We start from the raw sequence: 26,333 nt of genomic DNA on the forward strand, positions 1-26,333 counted from the left end.
CCTGAGTCTAAAACCCATTGCTGCGTTTATATTATCGTCATGCTATGGTACATACATTCACAAATGTATGTAAATCTGACTCCTGTAAATTCACCCACCTATGGCACGAAAAACTAAACAACAAGCGCTGGAAACCCGACAACACATTCTGGATGTGGCAATACGTTTGTTCTCGCAGCAGGGTGTTTCATCCACCTCGCTGGCGCAGATTGCTCAGGCTGCCGGTGTGACGCGAGGAGCGATTTACTGGCATTTTAAAGATAAGTCAGATCTGTTCAGTGAAATCTGGGAGCTTTCAGAGTCCAGCATTAGCGATCTCGAGAGTGAGTATCGGGCAAAATTCCCTGACGATCCACTCTCAGTATTGAGAGAAATATTAGTATATATCCTTGAAGCAACGGTAGTTGAAGAACGTCGCAGATTAATGATGGAGATTATATTTCATAAATGCGAGTTCGTGGGCGAGATGGCGGTGGTGCAGCAGGCGCAACGCAGCCTTAGCCTGGAGAGCTATGATCGTATCGAACAGAATCTGAACCTGTGTATGCAGGCAAAATTATTACCGGCCAATCTCTTGACCCGACGGGCGGCAATCCTGATGCGCAGCTACATTTCAGGTCTGATGGAAAACTGGCTTTTCGCGCCGCAATCCTTTGACCTCAAAGAGGAAGCCCGCAGCTACGTGGCGATTTTACTGGAAATGCTACAGCTCTGCCCCACGCTGCGCAGCGACGCGCCTTCGCTAACGGCCTGATCCCTTTCCAGGATTTATCTCAGAGGATAACGTTCGCGCTATTCTGCTTTCAGCGAGCGTGATATTCTTCACGCCGGACTATTTTCGGTCATCTTCTGACATCATTCACAACTATGCTGCCCATCAATCGCTCGCAACATCCTGTTTTTGCATTGCTCTTTGCGATGCTGTTTTTCTTCGCTACGGCGCCGCTGACCTGGGCCCGCGCCGATAACAGCAACGATATTCCCTCGCGCGGCGATGTTCAGTCGCAGCTCGACACGCTGAACAAACAAAAAGATCTCTCTCCTCAGGAGAAACTCGTCCAGCAGGATCTGACGGAAACGCTGGAAACGCTGGATAAAATTGAACGCATCAAAGCAGAAACCGTCCAGCTTCGTCAGAAGGTGGCGCAGGCGCCTGAAAACATGCGTAAGGCCACCGACGCGCTGAATGCCCTCAGCGATGTGGATAACGACGACGAGACGCGCAAGACGCTCTCGACGCTCTCCTTACGCCAGCTGGAGTCCCGCGTCGCGCAACTGCTCGACGATCTGCAAACCGCGCAGTCGGATCTCGCAACCTATAACAGCCAGCTTGTCTCGCTGCAGACCCAGCCCGAGCGCGTGCAAAACGCGATGTACGCCGCGTCTCAGCAGCTGCAGCAAATCCGCAACCGTCTGAACGGCACGACGGTCGGTGAAGGTACGCTGCGCCCGACGCAGCAAACCCTGCTGCTGGTTCAGCAGACCTTGCTCAATGCGCAAATCGAACAGCAGCGTAAAAGCCTTGAAGGGAACACGGTGCTGCAGGACACGCTGCAGAAACAGCGTGATTACGTGACGGCGAATATTAATCGCCTCGAACACCAGCTTCAGCTGCTGCAGGAAGCGGTTAACAGCAAACGCCTGACGTTAACGGAAAAAACCGCCCAGGAGGCCGTATCGCCGGACGAAACCGCCCGCATTCAGGCGAATCCGCTGGTGAAACAGGAGCTCGAGGCCAACCACCAGCTGAGCCAGCGCCTGATACTGGCGACGGAAAACGGCAACTCGCTGGTTCAGCAAAATATCAAAGTGAAGAACTGGCTGGATCGCGCGCTGCAGGCTGAACGCAACATTAAAGAGCAGATTGCTGTTCTGAAGGGCAGCCTCCTGCTGTCGCGTATTCTCTACCAGCAGCAGCAGACGCTCCCGTCCGCCGATGAGCTGGAGGACATGACCAACCGCATCGCGGATTTACGTCTGGAACAGTTTGACGTCAACCAGCAGCGCGATGCCCTTTTCCAGAGCGATACCTTTGTCGCCAAAATTGAAGAGGGGCATTCCAGCGACGTGAACCCGGAAGTGCACGACGCGCTGCTCCAGGTCGTCGATATGCGTCGCGAGCTGCTGGACCAGCTCAACAAACAGCTGGGCAACCAGCTGATGATGGCCATTAACCTGCAAATCAACCAGCAGCAGCTGGTGAGCGTCTCGAAAAGTCTGCAGGAGATCCTGACCCAGCAGATTTTCTGGGTGAACAGCAACAAACCGATGGACTGGGACTGGGTCAAATCCTTCCCGGAGACGTTGAAAACACAGATTAAGAGCATGAAGATCACCGTAAACTGGGAGAAAGCCTGGCCTGCGGTAATGATTGCTTTCCTGGCCGGTTTACCGTTGCTGCTGATTGCCGGCCTGATCCGCTGGCGTCTGGGCTGGCTGAAAAAATATCAGGAGAAGCTGGCGTCCGAAGTGGGGCAGCTGCGCAACGATAGCCAGCTCCACACGCCAAAAGCGATTCTCATCGATCTCATCCGCGCCCTGCCGGTGTGCCTGATTATTCTGGCTGTGGGGCTGATTCTGCTCACCATGCAGCTCAACGTCAGCGATCTGTTGTGGGCGTTCAGTAAAAAACTGGCGCTGTTCTGGCTGGTGTTTGGCGTGTGCTGGAAGGTGCTGGAAAAAGACGGCGTGGCGGTGCGCCATTTCAACATGCCTGCACAGCTGACCAGCCACTGGCGTCGTCAGATCGTGCGCATCAGCCTGGCGCTCCTGCCGCTGCACTTCTGGTCGGTTGTCTCTGAGCTTTCTCCGCTGCACCTGATGGATGACGTGCTGGGCCAGCTGGTCATCCTGCTGAACCTGCTGCTGATTGCGATCCTGATGTGGCCGATGTGCCGTGACAGCTGGCGTGATAAAGAGTCCCACAATATTCGCCTGGCCACCGTGACGGTGCTGGCGATCATTCCGCTGGCGCTGATGGTGCTGACGGCAACGGGCTACTTCTATACCACGCTGCGCCTTTCCGGGCGCTGGATTGAAACGGTCTATCTGGTGATCGTCTGGAACCTGCTCTATCAGACCGTGCTGCGCGGCTTAAGCGTCGCGGCCCGCCGCATTGCCTATCGCCGTGCCATCGCGCGTCGTCAGCATCAGGTGAAAGAGGGGGCCGAGGGCGCGGAGCCGCAGGAAGAGCCGACCATCGCCCTGGAGCAGGTTAACCAGCAGACGCTGCGTATCACCATGCTTGTGATGATCGCCCTGTTTGCGGTGGTGTTCTGGGCTATCTGGTCCGATCTTATTACCGTTTTCGCCTATCTCGACAGTATTACCCTCTGGCAATACAACGGTACCGAAGCGGGCGCGGCGGTCATGAAAAGCGTGACCATGGGCAGCCTGCTGTTTGCGCTGGTGTCGTCGGTGGTAGCCTGGGCGCTGATCCGCAACCTGCCAGGTTTGCTTGAAGTGCTGCTTCTGTCACGTCTGAATCTTCGCCAGGGGGCGTCCTACGCCATTACCACGATCCTCAACTACGTGATCATTATTGTTGGGGCGATGACGGTCTTTGGCTCGCTTGGCGTCTCGTGGGATAAACTGCAGTGGCTGGCGGCGGCCCTCTCGGTCGGTCTTGGTTTTGGCCTGCAGGAGATCTTCGGTAACTTCGTATCCGGCCTGATCATCCTGTTCGAACGTCCGGTACGAATCGGCGATACCGTCACCATCGGCACCTTCTCCGGTACGGTCAGCAAGATCCGTATTCGCGCCACTACCATCACCGACTTCGATCGCAAAGAGGTGATCATCCCGAACAAAGCGTTCGTGACCGAGCGTCTGATCAACTGGTCGCTCTCCGATACGGTGACGCGCGTGGTGATCCGCCTGGGCGTTGCCTATGGATCGGATCTGGAGAAGGTGAAAGAGGTGCTGCTGAAGGCGGCGTCAGAACATCCGAAAGTGATGCACGATCCGGCCCCTGCGGTCTTCTTCACCACCTTTGGGCCGAGCACGCTGGATCACGAGCTGCGTTTATACGTGCGCGAGCTGCGTGACCGCAGCTACACGGTGGATGAACTCAACCGTTCTATCGATCGCCTGTGCCGTGAAAACGATATTAATATCGCCTTCAACCAGCTCGAGGTTCACCTGCGTAACGAGAAAGGTGATGAGCATACGGAAGTGAAGCGCGACATTAAGGGTGACGATCCGACTCCGGCGTAATCTATTTTTTTCCCTCTCCCTGTGGGAGAGGGTTAGGGTGAGGGCAACAGGCCTTCACCTTTGCTTCAAAATCCCGCCGCACGATGTCCAGAGCTTTAAGCACAGTTTCGGCGGGGATCTCATGATTCTCCAGCAGCATAATCAAATCGACGGCCAGCTTGACCTCATCGGGTGCATTTTCCAGTGACATGGGCGTGGCTCCTGTTAACGGGTCAAACGTTCAATGACGCGCTCAATCTCATCCAGCGCCTGACGGCAGCGGACGATACGTCCTTCCAGCGCGCTAATCTCGCGCATCAATAGCTGCTGCTCTTCCAGCGTTTCGCTGTTGTTCAGCCGCGTCTCGCGCTCGCGCTTCATCTCAAACAGCCGGCGCTCAAACTCCTGGTTCTCCAGCCGCTTGCGCTGCCATTTACCGAGCCTTGGCGAGGCGCTGTCCCAGGCGCGCAGCGGCCAGGCGGCGATTTCGCGATGCAGAGCGGTGATTTGCTCTGTGAGATGCTCTGCGAGCCACGCCACCTGTTCCTGCTGTTCACTCTCAACCGCATGGCGAAGCTCGTCGAGGTTGGTCTGCGCTTCCGCCAGATAATCCTGAATGACGGTGCTGCGGGTACGAAAAAGCTGCCGGTCAAAGCGCGGTTTCAGCGTGGCGTGCCCCATCAGCGGTGTAGCCTGCTCCCGCAGAGCAATGAGCTGATTTTGCAGCCTCTCAAGAAGCAGTGCTGTTTTCAAGGCGCTCTCCAGTGGTAAAGTAGCCGTTCAGTTTGATAACGATTCGCATTATGAAGCGTACTATTTTAATCATCATTGGCTGGCTCGCGGTAGTGCTTGGCACGCTGGGCGTGTTTTTACCCTTGCTGCCGACCACCCCGTTTATCCTGCTTGCGGCCTGGTGCTTCGCCCGCTCGTCGCCGCGTTTTCACCACTGGCTGCTCTATCGCTCGTGGTTTGGCGGCTATCTGCGGCACTGGCAAAAACACCGGGCCATGCCGCCCGGCGCGAAGCCGCGCGCGATCGCGGTGATCCTTATCACCTTCGCTATTTCATTATGGCTGGTGAAAATGATGTGGGTACGCATTCTGCTGCTGGCGATCCTCTCCTGCCTGCTTATCTTCATGTGGCGGATCCCCGTGGTTGATGAAAAGCAACAAAAGCACTGAAGCCTTATCATGGCTGTTGCAATTATTGCGCACAGCCAGTAAATTCGACCGTTTTCGAGCACAGGTGCGCCTGGTCAAAGGTTAAACAATTGTTGCCTTGGCCGACTCGTTGCGCGCTGTGAGTAACACTGTTTCATTTAGGCAAAACCGATGACCGCAACTGCACAGCAGCTTGAATATCTGAAAAACAGCATCAAAAGTATCCAGGACTATCCAAAGCCTGGCATTCTTTTCCGTGATGTCACCAGCTTGCTGGAAGACCCGAAAGCGTACGCGCTCAGCATTGAACTGCTGGTCGAGCGTTATAAAAACGCCGGGATCACCAAAGTAGTAGGTACCGAAGCCCGTGGCTTCCTGTTTGGCGCACCGGTTGCGCTGGCAATGGGCGTGGGTTTTGTGCCGGTGCGTAAGCCGCGCAAGCTGCCGCGTGAAACCATTGCTGAGAGCTATGAGCTGGAGTACGGCACCGATCAGCTGGAGATCCACGTTGACGCGATCAAGCCTGGCGACAAGGTGCTGGTGGTGGACGATCTGCTGGCAACCGGCGGTACCATTGAAGCGACCGTGAAGCTGATCCGTCGTCTGGGTGGTGAAGTGACCGACGCGGCCTTCATCATCAACCTGTTCGATCTTGGCGGTGAACAGCGCCTGGAAAAACAGGGTATTACCAGCTACAGCCTGGTGCCTTTCCCGGGCCATTAATCCCGGTTTTCACAACCTCGCTCAATGGGTGAGGTTGTGATAGCATTCCCCTCCATAAATTCACCTTCCAGCGTTGCAGAGCCTGCCCATGAGTTATCAGGTGTTAGCCCGTAAATGGCGACCACAAACCTTTGCTGACGTTGTCGGTCAGGAACATGTGCTGACGGCCCTGGCGAACGGCTTGTCGCTAGGTCGCATCCATCACGCCTATCTTTTTTCCGGCACCCGCGGCGTCGGTAAGACCTCTATTGCCCGTTTGCTGGCAAAAGGTCTTAACTGCGAAACCGGGATCACCGCCACGCCGTGCGGCGTGTGTGATAACTGCCGGGAGATCGAGCAGGGGCGTTTTGTCGATCTGATCGAGATCGACGCCGCCTCGCGCACCAAAGTGGAAGATACCCGCGATCTGCTCGATAACGTGCAGTACGCCCCGGCGCGCGGTCGCTTCAAGGTCTACCTGATCGATGAAGTGCACATGCTGTCGCGCCACAGCTTTAACGCCCTGCTGAAGACTCTGGAAGAGCCGCCCGCGCACGTGAAGTTCCTGCTGGCGACCACCGATCCGCAAAAGCTGCCGGTCACGATTTTGTCACGCTGCCTGCAGTTCCACCTAAAGGCGCTGGACGTTGAGCAGATCCGCGCTCAGCTTGAGCACATTCTTGATGAAGAGAAAATTGTCCACGAACCGCGCGCCCTGCAACTGCTGGCCCGCGCGGCGGACGGCAGCCTGCGTGATGCGCTCAGCCTGACCGACCAGGCGATTGCCAGCGGTGACGGCAAGCTCTCCACCGAGGCGGTCAGCACCATGCTCGGCACGCTGGATGACGATCAGGCGCTGTCGCTTATCGAAGCGATGATTGCCGCCAACGGCGAACGCGTGATGTCGCAGGTGAATGCGGCCGCTGCCCGGGGTATTGAATGGGAAGGGCTGCTGGTCGAGATGCTCAGCCTGCTGCACCGCGTGGCGATGCTGCAGCTTTCTCCGTCCGCCATCGGCGCGGATATGGCCGCTATTGAACAGCGGATGCGTGAGCTTGCCCGCACCGTGCCGCCTGCCGACGTGCAGCTGTACTACCAGACGCTGCTGATAGGCCGCAAAGAGCTACCGTTCGCGCCGGATCCGCGAATGGGCGTTGAAATGACGCTGCTGCGCGCGCTGGCGTTCCACCCGCGCATGCCATTGCCGGAGCCGGAAGTGCCGCGGCAGTCTTTCGCGCCGGTCGCCCCTACGGCGGTGATGTCGCCGCAGCAGGTGCCACCGCAGCCGACACCGCCGCCGCAGCAAAACGTGCCGCTGTCGGATGCCACCAGTTCGGTGCTTGCCGCACGCAGCCAGCTGCAGCGTGCCCAGGGAGTAACCAAACCAAAAAAGAGTGAACCGGCAGCGCCTGCAAGAGCGCGGCCGGTGAACAACGCCGCGCTTGAACGACTGGCCTCGGTAACGGAGCGCGTACAGTCGCGTCCTGCACCGTCCGCGCTCGAGCAGAAAGCCCCGGTGAAAGAAGAGGCTTACCGCTGGAAGGCAACCACCATCACCGAAGAGGTGAAGGAAGTGGTCGCCACCCCGAAAGCGCTGAAAAAGGCGCTGGAGCATGAGAAAACGCCGGAGCTTTCCGCGAAGCTTGCCGAAGAGTCTATTGCGCGCGACGCCTGGTCCGCCGAGGTCAGCAAACTCCAGCTGCCGAAGCTGGTTGAGCAGGTCGCGCTGAACGCCTGGAAAGAGCAGGACGGCAATCAGGTGCGTTTGCACCTGCGTCCGGGTCAGCGGCACCTCAATTCTCCTGGCGCGCAAAAGGCGCTGGCGGAGGCGCTCACCGCATTACAGGGTGCGCCGGTTGAATTGACTATCATTGAAGATGATAATCCGGCAGTGAAAACGCCGCTCGAGTGGCGCCAGGCTATTTATGAAGAAAAGCTCGCGCAGGCGCGCGAGGCGATTATTGCGGATAACAACATTCAGACCCTGCGCCGGTTCTTCGACGCCGATCTGGATGAAGAGAGTATTCGCCCCATTTGATCGTGAGTCTGACTTACGGTTGTAATCCTTAAACGTGAAAGAAGAGAGAAGCCTATGTTTGGTGGAAAAGGCGGTCTGGGTGGCCTGATGAAGCAGGCTCAGCAGATGCAGGAAAAAATGCAGAAGATGCAGGAAGAGATCGCTCAGCTGGAAGTCACGGGTGAGTCCGGTGCCGGTCTGGTCAAAGTGACCATCAACGGTGCGCACAACTGCCGTCGCGTGGAAATCGACCCGAGCCTGCTCGAAGACGACAAAGAGATGCTGGAAGATCTGGTTGCCGCCGCGTTTAACGATGCCGCTCGCCGTATCGACGAAACTCAGAAAGAGAAAATGGCCTCTGTTTCCAGCGGTATGCAGCTGCCGCCTGGCTTCAAGATGCCATTCTGATGCAGACCAGTCCGCTGCTCACGCAGTTAATGGAAGCACTGCGCTGCCTGCCGGGCGTTGGCCCGAAGTCGGCGCAGCGCATGGCGTTTACGCTATTGCAGCGCGACCGCAGCGGCGGGATGCGCCTGGCGCAGGCTTTAACCCGCGCCATGTCAGAAATTGGTCACTGTGCGGATTGCCGCACCTTTACCGAGCAGGATGTGTGTAACATCTGTACGAACCCGCGTCGTCAGGAGAACGGTCAGATTTGCGTGGTGGAGAGTCCGGCGGACATCTACGCCATCGAACAAACCGGGCAGTTTTCCGGCCGCTACTTCGTGCTGATGGGGCATCTCTCCCCGCTGGACGGCATCGGCCCGGATGATATCGGTCTTGACCGCCTTGAACAGCGTCTTGAGTCCGAAACCATCAAAGAGGTGATCCTCGCCACCAACCCAACGGTGGAAGGGGAAGCAACCGCCAACTACATCGCCGAACTGTGCTCGCAGTACGGCGTTGACGCCAGCCGCATCGCCCACGGCGTGCCGGTGGGCGGCGAGCTGGAGATGGTCGACGGCACCACGCTGTCGCACTCTCTGGCCGGGCGTCACAAGATTATTTTCTGACCAAACGGAGGCTGCGCGCGCGGCCTCCGCTTGAAAATTTCCCCCCTTATCCCCATCTCTCACTCAACGTTTTACAACCCCATTAAATGGCATTGTTGAGGTCGACATAGATGAAAGGACAAGAAACCCGTGGTTTCCAGTCAGAAGTAAAACAGCTTCTGCACCTGATGATCCATTCCCTGTATTCCAACAAAGAAATTTTCCTGCGTGAGCTGATTTCCAACGCCTCGGACGCGGCGGACAAGCTGCGCTTCCGCGCGCTGTCTAACCCGGACCTGTACGAAGGCGACGGCGAGCTGCGCGTGCGCGTCTCGTTCAATAAAGAGAACCGCACCCTGACCATCGCCGATAACGGCATCGGGATGAACCGCGACGAGGTGATCGACCACCTCGGCACCATCGCCAAATCCGGCACCAAAGCGTTCCTTGAGTCCATGGGCTCTGACCAGGCGAAAGACAGCCAGCTCATCGGCCAGTTCGGCGTCGGTTTCTACTCGGCGTTCATCGTGGCCGACAAAGTCACCGTGCGCACCCGCGCGGCGGGCGACAGCGCCGAGAACGGCGTGCTGTGGGAATCCAAAGGGGAAGGTGAATACACCGTTGATGACATCACCAAGACGGATCGCGGCACCGAAATCACCCTGCACCTGCGTGAAGGGGAAGATGATTTCCTGAACGACTGGCGCGTGCGCTCCATCATCAGCAAATATTCCGATCACATCGCCCTGCCGGTAGAGATTGAAAAACAGGAAGAGAAAGACGGTGAAACCGTGGTCTCCTGGGAGAAGATCAACAAGGCGCAGGCGCTGTGGACGCGCAATAAGTCTGAAATTAAAGACGACGAATACAACGAGTTCTATAAGCATATCGCCCACGACTTTACCGACCCGCTTACCTGGAGCCACAACCGCGTGGAAGGTAAGCAGGAGTACACCAGCCTGCTGTACATTCCGGCACAGGCGCCGTGGGACATGTGGAACCGCGATCACAAGCACGGCCTGAAGCTGTACGTGCAGCGCGTCTTCATCATGGACGACGCCGAGCAATTCATGCCGAACTACCTGCGCTTCGTGCGTGGTCTGATAGATTCCAACGATCTGCCGCTGAACGTCTCCCGTGAAATTCTGCAGGACAGCACCGTCACCCGTAACCTGCGCAACGCCCTGACCAAACGTGCGCTGCAGATGCTGGAAAAACTGGCGAAAGACGATGCGGAAAAATATCAGACCTTCTGGAAACAGTTCGGCCTGGTGCTGAAAGAAGGCCCGGCAGAAGACACCGCGAACGTTGAAACGATCGCCAAACTGCTGCGCTTCGCCTCTACGCATACCGACTCCTCCGCGCAGACCGTGTCGCTGGAAGAGTACGTCTCCCGCATGAAAGAAGGGCAGGAGAAGATCTACTACATCACCGCCGACAGCTACGCGGCGGCGAAGAGCAGCCCGCACCTGGAGCTGCTGCGTAAGAAAGGCATCGAAGTGCTGCTGCTTTCAGACCGCATCGACGAGTGGATGATGAACTATCTGACCGAGTTCGACGGTAAGGCGTTCCAGTCCGTAGCCAAAGCCGACGAGTCCATCGACAAGCTGGCGGATGAAGTTGACGAAAGCGCGAAAGAAGCCGAGAAGGCGCTGGAGCCGTTCGTTGAGCGCGTGAAAACCCTGCTGGGCGAGCGCGTGAAAGAGGTGCGCTTCACGCACCGTCTGACCGACACCCCGGCCATTGTCACCACCGATGCGGACGAAATGAGCACCCAGATGGCGAAACTGTTCGCTGCGGCGGGCCAGGCGGTACCGGAAGTGAAATATATCTTTGAGCTTAATCCGGATCATCCTCTGGTGAAACGCGCGGCGGATACCCAGGACGACGCCCGCTTTGCCGAGTGGGTTGAACTGCTGCTGGATCAGTCCCTGCTGGCCGAGCGCGGCACGCTGGAAGATCCTAACCTCTTCATTAAACGTGTGAATGCGCTGCTGCTGGCGTAATTGACCACGCCTCCCCTGGTCTTCTCCCTCTCCCGTGGGAGAGGGCCGGGGTGAGGGCTCCAGACCGCACTAACCCAAATAATCTCCCTCCGTTAACCGTTTCAGCCTTCCCGCCTTCCTTGAGCGATGTCCGTTCTGGTGGTATTGTTTAGCGCTTTTGAAAAATTGAAACGACTTTTGAGGGGATTTTCGCAATGCGTATTATTCTGCTTGGCGCTCCGGGCGCGGGTAAAGGAACTCAGGCTCAGTTCATCATGGAGAAATACGGTATTCCGCAAATCTCCACCGGTGACATGCTGCGCGCCGCTGTAAAATCTGGCTCCGAGCTGGGTAAACAAGCGAAAGACATCATGGACGCAGGCAAGCTGGTGACCGACGAGCTGGTTATTGCTCTGGTCAAAGAGCGCATTGCGCAGGAAGACTGCCGTAATGGTTTCCTGCTGGACGGCTTCCCACGCACCATTCCTCAGGCTGACGCCATGAAAGAAGCGGGCATCAACGTGGACTACGTTCTGGAGTTCGACGTACCGGACGAGCTGATCGTTGACCGCATCGTTGGCCGTCGCGTACACGCTGCTTCTGGCCGCGTTTACCACATCAAATTCAACCCACCTAAGGTTGAAGGCAAAGACGACGTGACCGGCGAAGAGCTGACCACCCGTAAAGACGATCAGGAAGAGACCGTGCGTAAACGCCTGGTGGAATACCATCAGATGACCGCGCCGCTGATCGGCTACTACACCAAAGAAGCGCAGGCGGGTAACACCAAATACGCCAAAGTTGACGGCACCAAAGCCGTGGCTGACGTACGTGCAGAGCTGGAAAAAATCCTCGGCTAATTGCATTACTCTCACCCGGGTCCTCCGGGTGAGAAATATTCTCATCTTACCTATTACAGCAATGGGTTTCGTTTAAACGCATTTCCGCTACAATTGACAACCTATCAAATGGTTAAGAGGCGTGAATGAGTCAGGCGAAAACCGGCATCCTGCTTGCCAATCTGGGCACTCCAGAAGCACCTACATCAGACGCGGTAAAACGCTACCTGCGACAATTTTTAAGCGACACGCGCGTCGTGGATTTCCCGCGACTGCTTTGGTGGCCGCTGCTGCGTGGCGTCATTCTGCCGATTCGTTCCCCGCGCGTCGCCAAACTCTATCAGTCCGTCTGGATGGAAGAGGGCTCGCCGCTAATGGTTTATAGCCGTCGTCAGGAAAAGGCGCTGGCCGCCCGCCTGCCGGATATGCCCGTCGCGCTTGGCATGAGCTACGGAAAACCGTCCCTCGAAAGCGCGGTGGAATCCCTGCTGGCGCAGGGCGTGGACCATATCGTCGTGCTGGCGCTCTACCCGCAGTACTCCTGCTCGACGGTGGCCGCCGTCTGGGACGAGCTGGCCCGCATTCTGGCGACCCGCCGCCGCATTCCGGGCGTGACCTTTATTCGCGACTACGCGGATAACGATCTCTACATCCAGGCGCTCGCCAACAGCGCGCGCGCGTCGTTTGAAAAACACGGCGAGCCGGATCTGCTGCTGCTTTCCTATCACGGGATCCCGCAGCGTTTCGCCAATGAAGGGGATGATTATCCGCAGCGCTGCCGCGATACCACGCGCGAGCTGGTCTCCGCCCTTGGCCTGCCGCCGGAAAAGGTGATGATGACCTTCCAGTCGCGCTTCGGTCGCGAGCCGTGGTTGACGCCTTATACCGATGAAACCCTCAAAATGCTCGGCGAGAAGGGCGTGAAGCACATCCAGGTAATGTCGCCGGGCTTCTCGGCCGACTGTCTGGAAACGCTGGAGGAGATCGCGGTGCAAAACCGGGAATTTTTCCTTGAGGCTGGCGGCGAAAAGTACGAGTACATTCCGGCACTTAACGACTCCCCTGAGCATATCGACATGATGGTCTCGCTGGTAACGAACGGCCGCTGATCGCACTCCGGGCCGGGTTTGTGCTACCATTCCCGGCCCATATTCTTCGTACAGTTCAGGCCATGAAATTTCCCGGTAAACGCAAATCCAAACACTACTTCCCCGTTGATGCCCGCGATCCGCTCCTGCAGCAAATCCAGCCAGAAAACGAAACCAGCGCGGCGTGGGTCGTCGGTATCGATCAGACGCTGGTGGACATTGAAGCGAAAGTGGATGATGCGTTTGTCGCCCGTTACGGTCTGAGCGCGGGTCACTCGCTGGTGATTGAGGACGACGTTGCCGAAGCGCTGTACCAGGAGCTGGTGCGCGAAAACCTGATTACCCATCAGTTCGCCGGTGGCACCATCGGCAATACCATGCATAACTACTCCGTGCTGGCCGACGACCGCTCGGTGCTGCTCGGCGTGATGTGCAGCAATATCGAAATCGGTGGCTATGCCTACCGCTATCTCTGCAACACCTCCAGCCGTACCGATCTCAACTACCTTCAGGGCGTCGACGGGCCTATTGGCCGCTGCTTTACGCTGATTAGCGATTCCGGCGAGCGTACCTTTGCCATTAGCCCGGGTCATATGAACAAGCTGCGCGCCGAGAGTATTCCGGAAGAGGTGATCGCGGGCGCCTCGGCGCTGGTGTTGACCTCCTACCTGGTGCGCTGCAAGCCGGGCGAGCCGATGCCGGAAGCGACCATGAAAGCGATTGAGTACGCGAAGAAATACAACGTGCCTGTCGTTCTGACGCTGGGCACAAAATTTGTTATCGCCGATAACCCGGAGTGGTGGCAGGCGTTCCTGAAAGAGCACGTCTCGATTCTGGCAATGAACGAAGAAGAGGCCGAAGCGCTGACCGGTGAAAGCGATCCGCTGCTGGCGTCTGACAAAGCGCTGGACTGGGTGGATCTGGTGCTCTGCACCGCCGGCCCGGTTGGTCTGTACATGGCGGGCTTCACGGAAGAAGAGAGCAAACGCAAAACCCAGCACCCGCTGTTGCCCGGTGCGATTGCCGAGTTCAACCAGTACGAGTTCAGCCGCGGCATGCGCTACAAAGACTGCGTGAATCCGCTGCGTATCTACTCTCATATCGCGCCATACATGGGCGGGCCGGAGAAGATCATGAACACCAACGGTGCGGGCGACGGCGCGCTGGCCGCACTGCTGCACGACATCACCGCTAACGCCTACCACAAAACCAACGTGCCGAACTCCAGCAAGCACAAGTTCAGCTGGCTGACCTATTCCTCACTGGCGCAGGTGTGTAAATATGCCAACCGCGTGAGCTATCAGGTGCTGAACCAGCACTCCCCGCGCTTAACGCGCGGCCTGCCGGAACGGGAAGACAGCCTCGAAGAGGCCTACTGGGACAGATAAAAGCAAAACGGCAACCTGGGGTTGCCGTTTTTAGTGTTTATTCCCTCTCCCTGTGTGAGAGGGTCAGGGTAAGGGCATCAGACCGCTCAAAACTTAACTCGTCACAGCCTCTTCAACCGGCGGATTCTCCAGCAGCGTCAGCATCGTGTTCGCAATTTCGCGCTCGCCCATCACCACCTTATTAGCACCGCGCTCGGTAATATACTCCACCTCGTCGTCATAGTGCGCCCGGGCGATAATCTCAATCGTTGGGCACTTCTCGCGTGCGGAAGCCACAATCTCACCCGCTTCATAGCCGTTAGGTATGGTCAGCAGCAGCCAGCGCGCGCAGTCAAGATGCGCCAGATTCATGATCTCTTCGTTTGCCGCATTGCCCAGCACCGCACGAATACCGCGCTCGCGCAGCTCGTCGACGCGGGTGCGTGAGGTCTCAATCACCACCAGCGGAATGCCCTGTGCCATCAGCTTCTCACCGAGCAGGCTGCCCACGCGGCCAAAGCCGACCAGCAGGGCATGATTGCAAATATCCACCGGGATCTGCTTCTCTTCTTCGATGGCCTCTTCCAGCGTCTGTTCTTCCAGCGTTTCGGTTTTATCGAGGTATTTTTCCAGCAGGGCAAACAGCACCGGGTTCAGCATAATCGACAGAATCGCCCCCGCCAGCACCAGGTTTTGCCCCGCCTGCGGCAGCAGATTCAGGGCCATGCCCAGACCGGCCAGAATAAAGGCGAACTCACCGATCTGCGCCAGGCTGGCGGCGATGGTCAACGCCGTCCGCGGGGAGTGGCCGAACATCCGCACCAGGAAGAAGGCGGCAAGCGACTTGCCAAAAATAATGATCGCCAGCGTGCCCAGCACGGCCAACGGCTGCTGGATCAGCACCAGCGGGTCAAACAGCATCCCGACGGAGACGAAGAACAGCACGGCAAACGCATCGCGCAGCGGCAGCGTGTCGTGCGCCGCACGGTGGCTCAGCTCGGATTCGTTCAGCACCATCCCGGCGAAGAACGCGCCCAGGGCAAAGGAGACATCAAACAGCTCTACGGCACCAAAAGCGATACCCAGCGCCAGCGCCAGCACGGAGAGGGTAAACAGCTCGCGCGAGCCGGTTGCCGCGCTGCGGGACATGATCCACGGCACCAGACGGCGTCCCACCAGCATCATGATGGCGATAAACGCCACCACCTTACCGATGGTGATGCCCATATCCAGCGCCAGCGAGGCAAAACCGACGTTGTCTTTTTCCATCATCCCGGCGACGGCAGGCAGCAGTACCAGCGTCAGGACCATCACCAGGTCTTCAACAATCAGCCAGCCAATTGCGATCTGACCGCGCTGGCTGTCTATCAGCTGTCTCTCTTCAAGCGCGCGCAGCAGCACCACGGTGCTGGCGGTGGAGAGACACAGCCCAAATACGATGCCGGTCATCAGCGACCAGCCCAGTACCGCCGAAAGCGCCATTCCCAGCAGCGTCGCCACCCCAATCTGGGCGATCGCTCCCGGTATGGCGATCGACTTTACCGCCATCAGATCCTTCAGGGAGAAGTGCAGGCCGACGCCAAACATCAGCAGAATCACGCCCAATTCCGCCAGCTCAGGAGCCAGCTTGGTATCCGCCACGAAGCCTGGCGTAAACGGTCCCGCCAGTACACCCGCTAACAGATAGCCGACAAGAGGAGAAATACGCAGCTTATTGGCAATCATGCCGAGGATAAAAGCGAGCACAAGTCCACCAACAATGGTGGTGATAAGCGGTGTGGCGTGGTGCATTCCGTCTCCTTTCGTTGTGGGTGTTCCTTTTTGGCGAAAACCAAAAACCGAGTAATAGTTTATGACAATTTTTACCCTTATGTTTATGAATTATTGTTGAAGTTTGAATAAAACAGCAATATGCACGTAAAAAAGCGCGTTTTGATAAATTCAGTGAGGTGAGGAAGAAGAAACCCTTATGGCATCAGGGTATCAGGTAGCCAAAGTTTAACTTTGGCTACCCGTAATTTACGCTTTGTGACGGTTATCAGGCAGGAATATGGTCAACATCCCAAGAAGTGGCAGGAAAGCGCAGATTTTATAGACCAGGAAGATGCTGGTGTGATCCGCCACCATCCCCAACACCGCCGCGCCCAGCCCGCCCATGCCGAAGGCGAAACCGAAAAAGAGACCGGAAACCATACCGATACGGCCAGGCAGCAGCTCCTGGGCATAGACCAGAATGGCGGAAAAGGCGGAAGCGAGGATAAAACCAATGATCACGGTTAAAATCCCCGTCCATTCAAGGCTGGCGTACGGCAAAATAAGGGTAAACGGCGCCACGCCGAGGATAGAGCCCCAAATAACATATTTACGCCCAATCTTATCCCCCACAGGCCCGCCAATGACCGTACCGGCCGCGACGGCAAACAGGAAGGCAAACAGGTGGAACTGCGCGTTTTGTACCGATAATCCGAATTTTTGCATCAGATAAAAGGTGTAATAGCTGCTGATGCTCGCCATATAGAAGTATTTCGAGAAAATCAGTACCAGCAGCACGGAAACCGCCAGGATAACCTTATTACGCGGAAGGGGATTGATAATCTTCGCTTTAGGTTTACCTTTATTCACGCGATGCTGAGCGGCATACCATCGGCTGATCTGCGCGAGTACGATAATGGCCAGCAGTGCGGCCAGGACAAACCAGGCCACGTTGCCTTTGCCATACGGAGCGATGATCACCGCGGCCAGCAGCGGGCCGAGAGAGCTACCAAAGTTACCGCCTACCTGGAACAGCGACTGCGCCAGACCGTGACGCCCCCCGGAGGCCATGCGCGCCACGCGTGAAGACTCCGGATGGAAAACGGACGAGCCGGTGCCCACCAGCGCGGCGGCAATCAGAACGGCTTCAAAACTCCCGGCCATGGCCAGCAGCACCAGCCCGCTTAGGGTAAAGCACATGCCAATCGGAAGCGACCACGGCATCGGGTATTTATCCGTCCAGTAGCCCACCACGGGCTGCAGAAGCGAGGAAGCCAGCTGGAAGGTCAGGGTGATCATCCCGATCTGCACGAAGGTTAACGAAAACTCGGACTGAAGTAGCGGATAAATGGCCAGAATCAACGACTGGATCATGTCGTTGAGCAGGTGCGAGAGACTGATTGCGCCTAAGACCTTAAAGGAGGTGCGCGACGCCGGTGCGCCCGGAACGGGCTGGGTTGATTCACTGATTGCCATAGAGAGAAGTACCACGTCTTTAGTTATTAGTTATGCAGGGTGTAATTATTATCCGACTAACATACCCGCCCGGGACATTTGAAGAAAGTCGCAATTCTGAAAACTTATTTGTCTATTCTTGTTAGTCACTGTAATTTTTGCCTTTGTCTATTGGTCAGGGAGAGAGAAGATGAAGTTAATGAAGCGGGGCGTCGCGCTGGCGCTCATCGCCGCATGGGGCCTGGTAAGCCTGCCTGTACAGGCGTATGAAAAAGATAAAACCTATAAAATCACCATTCTGCATACCAACGATCACCACGGTCATTTCTGGCGCAGCGAATACGGCGAATATGGCCTGTCGGCACAAAAAACGCTGGTGGACGGCATTCGCAAAGAGGTGGCGGCCCAGGGCGGCAGCGTGCTGCTGCTGTCGGGGGGCGATATCAATACCGGCGTGCCGGAATCCGATTTACAGGACGCGGAACCTGATTTTCGCGGCATGAACCTGATTGGCTACGACGCGATGGCCGTGGGTAACCACGAATTCGATAATCCGCTGACCGTGCTGCGTCAGCAGGAAAAATGGGCCAAATTCCCCTTCCTCTCCGCCAATATTTACCAGAAAAGCACCGGCGAGCGCCTGTTTAAGCCGTGGGCGCTGTTTAAGCGTCAGGATCTGAAGATTGCGGTCATCGGCTTAACCACCGACGACACGGCAAAAATTGGCAACCCGGAGTTCTTCACCGATATCGAATTCCGTAAACCGGCAGACGAAGCGAAGCTGGTGATTCAGGAGCTGCAGCAAAACGAAAAGCCGGACGTGATTATCGCCACCACGCACATGGGGCACTACGACAACGGCGAGCACGGCTCTAACGCGCCCGGCGACGTGGAGATGGCGCGCAGCCTGCCTGCGGGCTCGCTGGCAATGATTGTGGGCGGTCACTCACAGGATCCGGTGTGCATGGCCTCGGAGAACAAAAAGCAGGTGGACTACGTCCCGGGCACGCCGTGCGCGCCGGACCGTCAGAACGGTATCTGGATTGTTCAGGCGCACGAGTGGGGCAAATACGTTGGCCGGGCGGATTTCGAGTTCCGTAACGGCGAGATGAAGCTGGTCCATTATCAGCTCATCCCGGTCAACCTGAAGAAGAAAGTCACCTACCCGGACGGGAAAAGTGAGCGCGTACTCTACACGCCAGAGATCGCTGAAAACCAGCAGATGCTCTCCCTGCTGACGCCGTTCCAGAACAAAGGCAAGGCGCAGCTGGACGTGAAAATCGGCACGCTAAACGGTCGTCTGGAGGGAGACCGCAGTAAAGTACGCTTCGTGCAGACCAATATGGGGCACCTGGTGCTGGCGGCGCAAATCGCGCGCACCGGCGCTGATTTTGGCGTGATGAGCGGCGGCGGTATTCGTGATTCCATCGAGGGTGGAAACATTACCTATAAGGACGTCCTGAAGGTGCAGCCGTTCGGCAACGTGGTGGTCTATGCCGACATGAGCGGGAAAGAGGTGATTGACTACCTGACCGCCGTGGCGCAGATGAAGCCGGATTCCGGGGCCTATCCGCAGTTTGCCAACGTCAGCTTTGTGGCGAAAGACGGCAAGCTTAACGACCTGAAGATCAAAGGCGAGCCGATTGATCCCGCCAAAACGTACCGTCTGGCAACGTTAAGCTTTAACGCCACGGGCGGCGACGGCTATCCGCACATCGATAACAAACCGGGCTACGTGAATACCGGCTTTATTGATGCGGAAGTGCTGAAGCAGTTCATCGAGAAGAATTCGCCGATTGACGTGAATGCCTACGAGCCGAAAGGTGAGGTGAGCTGGCAGTAGTGGGGTTGTGTTGCCCGGCGGCGCTGCGCTTGCCGGGCACATTCATCAATCCCTGCGCGCAATATCCGCAAACTTCGCGTCCAGCATTTTTGCCAGATCGCCCGCGGCAAGCTCGATATCCAGCCCGCGTTTGCCGCCGGATATAAAGATGGTTTCAAATTCCTGTGAAGGGGCATCAATCAGCGTCGGCAGGCGTTTTTTCTGCCCGAGCGGACTGATCCCGCCCACCAGATAGCCCGTGGTGCGTTGCGCAACCATCGGGTCCGCCATATCCACCTTCTTCGCCCCCAGCGCTTTGGCGACTTTCTTCAGATCCAGCTGCCCCGCCACCGGAGTGACCGCGACGGCGAGGTGTTTCATATCGCCATTCACCGCCACCAGCAGCGTTTTATAAACCTGGTCGGCATTCAGCCCCAGTTTGCGCACCACTTCATCACCAAAGTTAGTTTCATTCGGATCGTGATCGTAAGTGTGGATCCGGAAAGAAATGTTGTTTTTTTCGAGTAATTTAACGGCGGGAGTCATAGCTATCCTTCTTACGACAGACAAATCATGCACACAGCATACGCCTGACGTTTGTCTAAAAAATAGCACCATCTTGCGCAATAGTATTGGCAGTGATGGTTACTTTGAGCGACAATCGGCTCAACCGAAGGTCTCCTTCGGCATAATAAAAACGATGAAATTCCTCTTTGACGGGCCAATAGAAATATTGGCCATTTTTTTATTTCAACAGTGACGGCAAATTCCCTTCTCCGTACAAATGTAACGCCCCAACCGCCACCACGTAATGCCCCGCAGGTAACGCATGCAGCGTCTGCCGCCAGGCTTTGTTACGCGCATTCATCAACACATCGTATAACGATTCGCTGAACGTCGACGGTAACGCCAGCTTACCGTCCGCTGGCGGCGCGTCCAGCCACCAGCCAATCATGGTCTGCAGAAGGCGCGCGTTGGTGTGCCAGTGGGTCAACGTATCATCCAGCAGCATCAGGCCGTCGTCGGGAAGCTGCCGCAGAAGCGCAATCTGGCTGTCCGTCCCTTCCAGCTCGATGATGGGCATACTGCGGGCCCTTGCCGCGTTCAGCAGCTGGTAATCAATGCCGTAGTCACCGCGAAGTCCCAGACGCTGCGCCTGCGTGGCCTGCAGCACCATCGCAATTTGCCAGAGCGGCAGGGTGTCAATCATGGAGAGCGACACGCCGGTTTCATCCGCGACGCGCGTCAGCTCCGCAAGCTGGGTTTCATTCAGGCGCTCCGCCAGGGTGAGATCGCTCTCAAGTCCGGCAAACGGCGACTCCTGACCCGAAATGTCCGCCTCAACGATCAGCGCATCAGCGTGTTTCAGCAGTTTAATCAGGCCGGGTGGCAGGGGAGACATATCCTGCGTACCCATATGAATACTGCCGACCAGATGCAGGTGCTGCCCGCCGGGGAGAGAGATATCCAGACCGGGCCAGGCATAACGGCGAGGAAAGAGGGCGCGAAACGATGCTTTTATACGATTAAACAGACCCATACGCGCTCCATGAACGGAAAGGTTCATGCTAGCGCGTACGGGTACAACGTTCAATCCTTCGGTTTAAACCGCAACAGACGGTTGGCGTTACTCACCACGGTGATGGAGGAGAGCGCCATCGCCGCACCCGCGACCACCGGATTAAGCAGCGTGCCGGTCAGCGGCCACAAAATACCGGCCGCGATTGGGATACCGAGGGTGTTATAGACGAACGCTCCCAGTAAGTTCTGCTTCATGTTGCGCAGCGTGGCTTTTGAAATGGCCAGCGCATCGGCAACGCCCATCAGGCTATGGCGCATCAGCGTAATGGCCGCGGTTTCAATGGCCACATCGCTGCCGCCGCCCATGGCAATCCCCACGTCCGCCTGGGCCAGCGCCGGGGCATCGTTGATGCCGTCGCCGACCATCGCTACCTGACGACCCTGACTTTGCAGTTTCTTGATGGCGTCCGCTTTACCGTCCGGCAGCACGCCTGCAATGACCTCATCAATTCCGGCTTCTTTCGCGATGGCGTTGGCCGTTGTCGGATTGTCTCCGGTCAGCATCACCAGACGGTAGCCCGCACGATGCAGGCGCTGCAGGGCGTCCACGCTGTCCTGGCGAAGCGGATCGCGCACGGCCAGCAGCGCGGCGGCTTTGCCATCCACCGCCAGCAGAACCGGGGTGGCGCCCTGTGACGCCTGCGCCTTCAGCTCGCTTTCCAGGGCGGCGGTATCAATACCGTTTTCATTAAGCAATGCCTGGTTGCCCAGCAGCAGCGCGTGGCCTTCTGCTTCACCGCTGACGCCGAGCCCGCGCAGGGTGCGGAAATTGCTGACCGGCGGCAGGGCAGAAGCATTCGCTTTATCGAGAATGGCGCGCGCCAGCGGATGGCTGGAGCCTTGCTCCAGCGCGGCGGCGAGACGCAATGCCTCCTCTTGCGCAATGCCTGCGGTAGTGACGGCCACCACCTGCGGTTTGCCTTCGGTCAGCGTGCCGGTTTTATCAAACACCAGCGTGTCAAGGGTGCTGGCCCGCTGCAGTGCGTCCGCGTCCCGCACCAGTACGCCAAATTCGGCCGCGCGGCCTACGCCGGAGATAATCGACATCGGGGTCGCCAGGCCAAGGGCGCAAGGACAGGCGATGATCAGCACCGTGGTGGCGATCACCAGGGTGTAAACAATCTGCGGTGCCGGGCCGAAGAAATACCAGATCGCCGCGCTCAGCAGGGCAATGCCGACCACCACCGGCACAAAAATGGCCGAGATCCTGTCAGCAAGCTGGCCAATTTCCGGCTTGCTGCTCTGCGCCTGGCGCACCATGCGGATAATACGCGACAGCGTCGTGTGGCTGCCGACGGCGCTGGCGGTAAACAGCACGCTGCCGTCCTGCACCACCGTACCGGCGTGAACGGCGTCGCCGTCTGATTTCTGCTGGGGGATAGGCTCGCCGGTCAGCATCGCTTCATCCAGCCAGGCTTCGCCCTGGGTTATCTTGCCGTCAACGGGAACGCGATCGCCCGTCGTCAGGCGCAGCGTCATGCCGGGCTGAACTTCCGCCAGCGGGACGCTTTTTTCCCCTTCGTCCGTGACCACGCGGGCCGTCGGCGGGGTTAAATCAAGCAATCTTTCCAGCGCTTTTGAGGAGCGCTGGCGGGCGCGGGCTTCCAGCATGTGGCCCAGGTTAATCAGGCCGATAATCATCGCGCTGGCTTCATAATAGAGATGCCGCGCCTCCATCGGGAACCACTGCGGCCAGACGTTCACGCTCATTGAATAGAGCCACGCCGCGCCGGTACCGAGCGCCACCAGCGTATCCATGGTCGCGGTGCGGTTTTTCAGGCTCTTCCAGGCGCTGGTATAGAAATGCCCGCCTGCAAACACCATCACCGCAAGGGTAATCAGGCCAATCACCAGCCACAGCGTGCGGTTGTCAGCGGTGACCATCATGTTGTCACCCATCATGCCCCACACCATCACCGGAATACCCACCAGCAGGGCGACGATCGCCTGCCAGCGGAAGCGCTTCATGGTGGCGATAGCCGTTTCCTGCTGGCGCTCGCGGCGCTCGGCATCATCTTCGATGGCCTCTGCGCCATAGCCCGCTTTCTCAACGGCCTGCACTAAATCTGCGGCGGAGGCGCTGCCCATCACCAGCGCAGTGCGCTCCGCGAGGTTTACCCGTGCCTGCGCGACGCCCGGAACGGCCTGCAAGGCGTTTTGTACCCGGGAGACGCAGCTGGCGCAGCTCATGCCGTTGATCAGCAACTGTTGGCTGTCATCAATATCATCCGCTGCCGGAAGCTCAGGAGTGGCCGCTGTCAGCGCTTCCGACGGGGATGATGACTCTGCCAGCGGTTTAGCCTTTGGGTGGCTTAACTCCGCCCCGTAACCGGCCTGCTTGATGGTATCGATCAGCGCATCCGCGCTGGCGCTGCCGGTCACGGCGGCATGATCGATAGTCACGTCAGCGCTTTCAACGTCAGGGCGCTGTTCCAGGCTTTCTTTAACGCGTTTGACGCAGTGACCGCAGGAGAGGCCGTCCAGCGTCAGGTCGATAGTGTGAGACATAACAAAACTCCCGTATAATGATCTGGTCAGTTGTTGACCGATACAGTGCTTTTCACTGACTGTTATAAAGGTTAAACCTTCCATCAAGGGGAAGGTCAAGGGGGAAATGTGAATATCAGTGACGTGGCAAAAAAAACTGGCTTAACCAGCAAGGCAATCCGCTTTTATGAAGAGAAGGGGCTGGTGACGCCGCCGCTGCGCAGTGAAAACGGCTACCGCAGCTACACGCAGCTGCATCTGGATGAACTGACGCTGCTGCGCCAGGCAAGACAGGTCGGTTTTAATCTGGAAGAGTGCGGCGAGCTGGTTAACCTGTTTAACGATCCGAAGCGTCACAGCGCCGACGTGAAAAAACGCACGCTGGAAAAAGTGGCCGAGATTGAACGCCACATCATTGAGCTGCAGGCGATGCGCGAACAGCTGCTGCAGCTCGCGGAATCCTGTCCGGGGGATGACAGCGCCGACTGCCCGATTATCGACAATCTTGCCGGCTGCTGTCATCGTAAAGCCTCTGTCTAACAGGCCTTCACCCGCAGGGTAATACCTTCCACCGCAATGACCTCAACCCGCGTGCCGGCGCTGAGGTCGTCGTCGGCGACCACCGGCCACGAGCTGTCGCCCACCCGCATGTGCCCGCGCCCGTTCACCAGCGCGGTGTCGAGCGTAAAACGCTTGCCGACAATCTGCTGTCCGCGCTGGTTGAGATGCGCGTCCACCGGTTTCTGCTCGATAACCCGCCGGTTGAGCCAGCGCCACCACAGCCACGCGGCCACCAGCGTGAGTACGGCAAACAGTGCGCCCTGCCACGCCCAGTCCAGGGGAAGGATCCAGACCAGAAGGCCCGTAATGACGGCGGCAACACCGCTCCAGAGCAGGTAGCCGTTGCCGCCCAGCATCTCCGCCGCCAGCAATAAGCCACCGAGGCTTAGCCAGAAGGCGTGAGGATGTGCAACAATCAGCTCAATCATTTTTTACGCTCGTTTCCGCTGTCTTTAATCAGCTCGGCAATACCGGCGATAGAGCCCATCAGGCTGCTGGCTTCCAGCGGCATCATCACCACTTTGCTGTTGTTCGCGGAGCCTATCTCTTTCAGCGCATCGGTATATTTTTGCGCGACAAAGTAGTTAACGGCCTGGATATCACCGGCGGCAATCGCCTCAGACACCATCTGAGTGGCGCGGGCTTCCGCTTCGGCTGAACGTTCACGCGCTTCTGCCTGTAAGAACGCGGACTGACGATCGCCTTCCGCTTTCAGGATCTGCGACTGCTTTTCCCCTTCCGCTTTGAGGATCTCGGCCTGACGCACCCCTTCGGCTTCCAGGATGTAGGCGCGCTTGGTTCGCTCGGCTTTCATCTGGGCGTTCATGGAGGCGATCAGCTCCGCCGGCGGACGCACGTCGCGGATCTCGATGCGGGTGACCTTGATCCCCCACGGGTTGGTGGCCTCATCGACAATGTGCAACAGGCGGGTGTTAATGCTGTCGCGCTGGGAAAGCATCTCGTCCAGCTCCATCGAGCCGAGTACGGTACGGATGTTGGTCATCGTCAGGTTGACGATCGCCAGCTCCAGGTTGCTGACCTCATAGGCCGCTTTCGGCGCATCAATCACCTGAATAAAGCAGACGGCGTCGATGGTGACGTTGGCGTTATCCTTGGAGATGATCTCCTGAGACGGAATGTCCAGTACCTGCTCCATCATGTTGATCTTGCGACCAATCCGGTCCATGAACGGAACAATCAGGCTTAAGCCTGGCTGGAGCGTGTTGGTATATCGACCGAAACGCTCAACGGTCCACTGATAACCCTGGGGAACAATTTTGACGCCTGCGCCCACAATAACCAGCGCAACGAAAATAAGGACAGGAACAACGATAAGCATAAAAACCTCCTGTTTTGCATGCTGTGATGAGTGAAAGTGTGTGTTTATTGCTCGTAAGTATAGGTAAAGTCAGAGATGAATCCATCACCCGCTTCGGCAATGGCTTTGGATAATCCCTGGTAGTACTTCTCCAGCCCCAGCGCTTCGATACGCTGGATCTGTTCGCGAATAGGAGCGCAGAACAGAACGGCATTTCCCGCTTCAACGCGCTTGTTATTGGGAGGAAGGTCGCCCGCGATGGCCTTGAACCACGTCCTGATACCCTGCTTTAAATTATGCGGCGCTTTAGTCAGATTATCCATGCCCGTCAGGACCTGCAGGGTGGGGAACACATCGGCCAGCACGGCGGTTTTCATGCGCGCAAAGAACTGGCTGAACAATTCAAACGATCCCAGATCGGTCACGCGCGGTTTGGTCGTTTTGCCGTTTTTATTGCCGATTTTCCCTGCGGCTGACGCTGCGGCCGGAACCGCATTCACCTTTTCCAGCTCCAGTCCGAATAACAAATTACAGTGCGCGCGGCGCTCTTTCAGCGGGTAGGACATCAGCACGTCAATGAATCGGGTGGCTTTTACATCCGCAAGATCGTGGTTGATAAGCCACTGGGTACGAGAAAATTCAGCCGGAGAGACGAACCAGTCGGGTACTTCACTGAAACGTTTTGATTTTCCCTTGCCGTCAAATTCCAGGAAGTGTGTCCCGTTGTCGAAGGCGAAATAGCAATTTTTGAAGCTGCCGATCGTGGTGTTCACGATGAGCGCCTTCTTAACAAAATCCACCACCTCTGCACCAATCACAAAACGCGTGAGTTCCGACGATTTGATGACTTCCATTAATGTTTCGACATCAGGAACACCAGGCTTCAGGGAAGGAAACTCATAAAAGATATGTGCCATGCTGCTTACTTCCTGTAGTGATGGTGGAGACAAATGACAAACAAAAAGTTTAACACTTGCTTTAGCGTGAGGCTATTCGCGCTGTGCGCACGAAAG

The 26,333-nt window shown here is 57.3% G+C and carries 23 protein-coding genes and 1 other annotated feature; of the genes, 13 read left to right on the forward strand and 10 right to left on the reverse strand.

Annotation, left to right across the window (positions count from 1 at the left end):
• Positions 1–100: 100 nt before the first annotated feature.
• Positions 101–754 carry a multidrug efflux transporter transcriptional repressor AcrR gene (gene acrR, locus NUX24_RS15415; RefSeq protein ID WP_023310602.1) on the forward strand — a complete coding sequence of 218 codons (654 nt, stop codon included), beginning with the start codon at positions 101–103 and terminating at the stop codon, positions 752–754.
• Between the two features lie 113 nt (positions 755–867).
• On the forward strand, positions 868–4,215 hold the full coding sequence (gene mscK, locus NUX24_RS15420; protein WP_047650453.1) for a mechanosensitive channel MscK: 3,348 nt from the start codon (positions 868–870) through the stop codon (positions 4,213–4,215).
• Position 4,216: 1 nt separating this feature from the next.
• Here the strand turns inward: mscK and rsmS are convergent, their stop codons facing one another.
• Positions 4,217–4,405 carry a pleiotropic regulatory protein RsmS gene (rsmS, locus tag NUX24_RS15425; RefSeq protein WP_047650454.1) on the reverse strand — a complete coding sequence of 63 codons (189 nt, stop codon included), beginning with the start codon at positions 4,403–4,405 and terminating at the stop codon, positions 4,217–4,219.
• A 14-nt stretch (positions 4,406–4,419) separates the two neighbouring features.
• A complete protein-coding gene (gene priC, locus NUX24_RS15430; RefSeq protein WP_257832620.1) occupies positions 4,420–4,947 on the reverse strand; it encodes a primosomal replication protein N'' in 528 nt (175 codons plus the stop codon).
• Between the two features lie 50 nt (positions 4,948–4,997).
• On the opposite strand from priC, the gene NUX24_RS15435 reads away from it, so the two are divergent.
• The 9 genes from NUX24_RS15435 (at position 4,998) to NUX24_RS15475 (ending at position 14,365) form a co-directional block, all read left to right on the forward strand.
• Positions 4,998–5,375 carry a DUF454 family protein gene (locus NUX24_RS15435; protein WP_029741960.1) on the forward strand — a complete coding sequence of 126 codons (378 nt, stop codon included), beginning with the start codon at positions 4,998–5,000 and terminating at the stop codon, positions 5,373–5,375.
• Positions 5,376–5,525: 150 nt separating this feature from the next.
• Complete coding sequence (gene apt, locus NUX24_RS15440) at positions 5,526–6,077, forward strand: adenine phosphoribosyltransferase (protein WP_000127359.1); 552 nt, start codon at positions 5,526–5,528, stop codon at positions 6,075–6,077.
• Positions 6,078–6,165: 88 nt separating this feature from the next.
• Complete coding sequence (dnaX, locus tag NUX24_RS15445) at positions 6,166–8,094, forward strand: DNA polymerase III subunit gamma/tau (RefSeq protein WP_257832623.1); 1,929 nt, start codon at positions 6,166–6,168, stop codon at positions 8,092–8,094.
• Positions 7,424–7,488: a sequence feature (DnaX frameshifting element), on the forward strand. Its footprint overlaps the gene before it by 65 nt.
• 54 nt (positions 8,095–8,148) lie before the next feature.
• Positions 8,149–8,481, forward strand: coding sequence for a YbaB/EbfC family nucleoid-associated protein (locus NUX24_RS15450; protein ID WP_003858972.1), 333 nt, complete (start codon positions 8,149–8,151; stop codon positions 8,479–8,481).
• A complete protein-coding gene (gene recR / locus NUX24_RS15455) occupies positions 8,481–9,086 on the forward strand; it encodes a recombination mediator RecR (RefSeq protein ID WP_008499298.1) in 606 nt (201 codons plus the stop codon). Before NUX24_RS15450 ends, recR begins: the two co-directional genes overlap by 1 nt.
• Positions 9,087–9,196: 110 nt before the next feature.
• Positions 9,197–11,071 (forward strand): molecular chaperone HtpG, encoded by a 1,875-nt coding sequence (gene htpG / locus NUX24_RS15460; RefSeq protein WP_126329087.1) that lies wholly within the window; start codon positions 9,197–9,199, stop codon positions 11,069–11,071.
• Between the two features lie 194 nt (positions 11,072–11,265).
• Positions 11,266–11,910: an adenylate kinase gene (gene adk, locus NUX24_RS15465; RefSeq protein WP_006809841.1), complete on the forward strand. Its 645-nt coding sequence runs from the start codon at positions 11,266–11,268 to the stop codon at positions 11,908–11,910.
• A gap of 125 nt (positions 11,911–12,035) precedes the next feature.
• A complete protein-coding gene (gene hemH / locus NUX24_RS15470) occupies positions 12,036–12,998 on the forward strand; it encodes a ferrochelatase (RefSeq protein WP_126329086.1) in 963 nt (320 codons plus the stop codon).
• 62 nt (positions 12,999–13,060) lie between these two features.
• Positions 13,061–14,365, forward strand: a complete 1,305-nt coding sequence (locus NUX24_RS15475; RefSeq protein WP_029741032.1) for an inosine/guanosine kinase — start codon at positions 13,061–13,063, stop codon at positions 14,363–14,365.
• Between the two features lie 93 nt (positions 14,366–14,458).
• On the opposite strand, the gene ybaL is transcribed toward NUX24_RS15475, so the two are convergent.
• Positions 14,459–16,135, reverse strand: coding sequence for a YbaL family putative K(+) efflux transporter (ybaL, locus tag NUX24_RS15480; protein ID WP_126329085.1), 1,677 nt, complete (start codon positions 16,133–16,135; stop codon positions 14,459–14,461).
• 228 nt (positions 16,136–16,363) lie between these two features.
• Positions 16,364–17,572 (reverse strand): MFS transporter, encoded by a 1,209-nt coding sequence (locus tag NUX24_RS15485; RefSeq protein ID WP_047650462.1) that lies wholly within the window; start codon positions 17,570–17,572, stop codon positions 16,364–16,366.
• 169 nt (positions 17,573–17,741) lie between these two features.
• On the opposite strand from NUX24_RS15485, the gene ushA reads away from it, so the two are divergent.
• Entirely contained in the window at positions 17,742–19,394 is a 1,653-nt protein-coding gene (gene ushA, locus NUX24_RS15490; RefSeq protein WP_257832630.1) for a bifunctional UDP-sugar hydrolase/5'-nucleotidase UshA, read from the forward strand.
• A 45-nt stretch (positions 19,395–19,439) separates the two neighbouring features.
• Here the strand turns inward: ushA and ybaK are convergent, their stop codons facing one another.
• The 3 genes from ybaK to copA all read right to left on the reverse strand — a co-directional run bounded on the left by ybaK (position 19,440) and on the right by copA (position 23,462).
• Positions 19,440–19,919: a Cys-tRNA(Pro)/Cys-tRNA(Cys) deacylase YbaK gene (ybaK, locus tag NUX24_RS15495; RefSeq protein WP_023310615.1), complete on the reverse strand. Its 480-nt coding sequence runs from the start codon at positions 19,917–19,919 to the stop codon at positions 19,440–19,442.
• A gap of 199 nt (positions 19,920–20,118) precedes the next feature.
• Positions 20,119–20,913: a TraB/GumN family protein gene (locus NUX24_RS15500; protein ID WP_045400748.1), complete on the reverse strand. Its 795-nt coding sequence runs from the start codon at positions 20,911–20,913 to the stop codon at positions 20,119–20,121.
• Positions 20,914–20,963: 50 nt separating this feature from the next.
• Complete coding sequence (gene copA / locus NUX24_RS15505; protein ID WP_257832634.1) at positions 20,964–23,462, reverse strand: copper-exporting P-type ATPase CopA; 2,499 nt, start codon at positions 23,460–23,462, stop codon at positions 20,964–20,966.
• 108 nt (positions 23,463–23,570) lie between these two features.
• On the opposite strand from copA, the gene cueR reads away from it, so the two are divergent.
• Complete coding sequence (gene cueR, locus NUX24_RS15510) at positions 23,571–23,981, forward strand: Cu(I)-responsive transcriptional regulator (protein ID WP_039263976.1); 411 nt, start codon at positions 23,571–23,573, stop codon at positions 23,979–23,981.
• On the opposite strand, the gene NUX24_RS15515 is transcribed toward cueR, so the two are convergent.
• The 3 genes from NUX24_RS15515 to NUX24_RS15525 are packed head-to-tail and all read right to left on the reverse strand — an operon-like array spanning position 23,978 to position 26,237.
• Positions 23,978–24,430, reverse strand: coding sequence for an NfeD family protein (locus tag NUX24_RS15515; RefSeq protein ID WP_126329081.1), 453 nt, complete (start codon positions 24,428–24,430; stop codon positions 23,978–23,980). The two genes, cueR and NUX24_RS15515, sit on opposite strands and share 4 nt — an antisense overlap.
• Positions 24,427–25,341, reverse strand: coding sequence for an SPFH domain-containing protein (locus NUX24_RS15520; RefSeq protein ID WP_032661456.1), 915 nt, complete (start codon positions 25,339–25,341; stop codon positions 24,427–24,429). The genes NUX24_RS15515 and NUX24_RS15520 overlap by 4 nt, the downstream gene beginning before the upstream one ends.
• A 44-nt stretch (positions 25,342–25,385) precedes the next feature.
• Positions 25,386–26,237, reverse strand: coding sequence for a hypothetical protein (locus tag NUX24_RS15525; RefSeq protein ID WP_257832638.1), 852 nt, complete (start codon positions 26,235–26,237; stop codon positions 25,386–25,388).
• Between the last annotated feature and the right edge of the window lie 96 nt (positions 26,238–26,333).

Source organism: Enterobacter sp. HG048, assembly GCF_024702055.1.
Classification (GTDB): domain Bacteria; phylum Pseudomonadota; class Gammaproteobacteria; order Enterobacterales; family Enterobacteriaceae; genus Enterobacter; species Enterobacter dykesii.